Consider the following 1,676-nt stretch of genomic DNA (forward strand, 5'->3'; position numbering starts at 1 on the left):
CAGGTCGACACGGTTTGCCCGACCAGCAGACCGCACGGGGAGCGTGGGGGATCACTAGACTTCCGCGGCACTTCCGCGGCCCAAGGACTCGCAGAATCCCTAGTGTTCCCGCTCCTACGGTGGTGCCAGACCTTGAGGCCGTTGTGAGGAGTGCCCGGATGAGCGAGATCCTGAGTGCCATCGAGTCGGAGGACGCGGGGCCCCGGGATTTTGAAGCCCTGCCGGTGCCCGACACCTACCGGGGGGTCGTCGTCCGCCGCGAGGACGTCGGCATGTTCGAGGGGCTGCCGACCAGGGAGAAGGACCCGCGCCGGTCGCTGCGCCTGGAAGAGGTGCGCACCCCCGAGGTCGGGCCGGGCGAGGCGCTGATCGCGGTGATGGCGTCGTCCGTCAACTACAACACGGTGTGGTCCTCGATCTTCGAGCCGCTGCCCACCTTCACCTTCCTCAAGCGGCTCGGCGGCAAGCACGACCTGCCCCACCATGTGCTCGGCTCCGACCTCGCCGGCGTCGTGCTCCGCGTCGGCACGGGCGTCACCGCATGGCAGCCCGGCGACCGCGTCGTGGCGCACTGCCTGGACGTCGAACTGGAGCACCCGGACGGCCACGGCGACACCATGCTCGACCCGCAGCAGCGCATCTGGGGCTTCGAGACCAACTACGGCGGCCTCGCCGAACTCGCCCTGGTCAAGGCAAACCAGCTGATGCCCAAGCCTGAGCACCTCACCTGGGAGGAGGCCGCGGCGCCGGGGCTGGTCAACTCCACCGCGTACCGGCAGCTCGTCTCCGCCAACGGGGCGAACATGAAGCAGGGCGACACGGTCCTGATCTGGGGCGCCTCCGGCGGACTCGGCTCCTACGCCACCCAGCTCGCCCTCAACGGCGGCGCGACGCCCGTGTGCGTGGTCTCATCCCCGCAGAAGGCGGAGGTCGTGCGCCGGGCGGGCGCCGAGCTGATCATCGACCGGTCAGCCGAGGGCTACCGGTTCTGGAGCGACGAGCACACCCAGGACCCCAGGGAGTGGAAGCGGTTCGGCGCGCGGATCCGCGAACTGACCGGCGGCCAGGACCCGGACATCGTGTTCGAGCACCCCGGCCGGGAGACCTTCGGCGCCAGCGTGTACGTCGCCAGACGCGGCGGCACCATCGTCACCTGCGCCTCGACCAGCGGCTTTCTCCACCAGTACGACAACCGCTATCTGTGGATGCACCTCAAGCGCGTCATCGGCACCCACTTCGCCACCTACCGCGAGGCATGGGAGGCGAACCGGCTGGTCGCCCAGGGGCGGATCCACCCGACGCTGTCCACGGTGTACCCGCTGGAGGAGACCGGGCAGGCCGCCCACGACGTGCACCGCAACGCGCACCAGGGCAAGGTCGGCGTGCTGTGCCTGGCGCCCTCGGAGGGGCTCGGCGTGCGCGACCACGCGCTGCGCGACCGCCACCTGGACGCCATCAACCGGTTCCGGATCGCCGAGGACGGGGCCCCGCTGCGGGAGCAGCCCGTCACTGGGTGACCGCCCGTCACCTCGTATCGGGGGGGCCACCCCCGTTTCCAGGGGGATGCCACCCCCGCTTTCCAGGGGTCTGCCACCCCCGCTTTCTAGGGGGATGCCACCCCGCGCCGCACAAGACTTTCCAGCACGTCGCTGTCGCCTGTCGAGATGGGTTGCGAG

The 1,676-nt window shown here is 70.3% G+C and carries 1 protein-coding gene; it reads left to right on the top strand.

The window, feature by feature from the left end; genetic code table 11:
- Positions 1-158: 158 nt before the first annotated feature.
- Positions 159-1,517 (top strand): crotonyl-CoA carboxylase/reductase, encoded by a 1,359-nt coding sequence (ccrA, locus tag AB5J49_RS44090; RefSeq protein WP_369174490.1) that lies wholly within the window; start codon positions 159-161, stop codon positions 1,515-1,517.
- Positions 1,518-1,676 lie beyond the last annotated feature (159 nt).

This window comes from Streptomyces sp. R28 (assembly GCF_041052385.1).
In the GTDB taxonomy this organism is placed as follows: Bacteria; Actinomycetota; Actinomycetes; order Streptomycetales; family Streptomycetaceae; genus Streptomyces.

Excerpts from the sequence above, each read along its gene's own strand:
- ccrA (WP_369174490.1), top strand. The coding sequence starts at position 159 with ATGAGCGAGATCCTGAGTGCCATCGAGTCGGAGGACGCGGGGCCCCGG.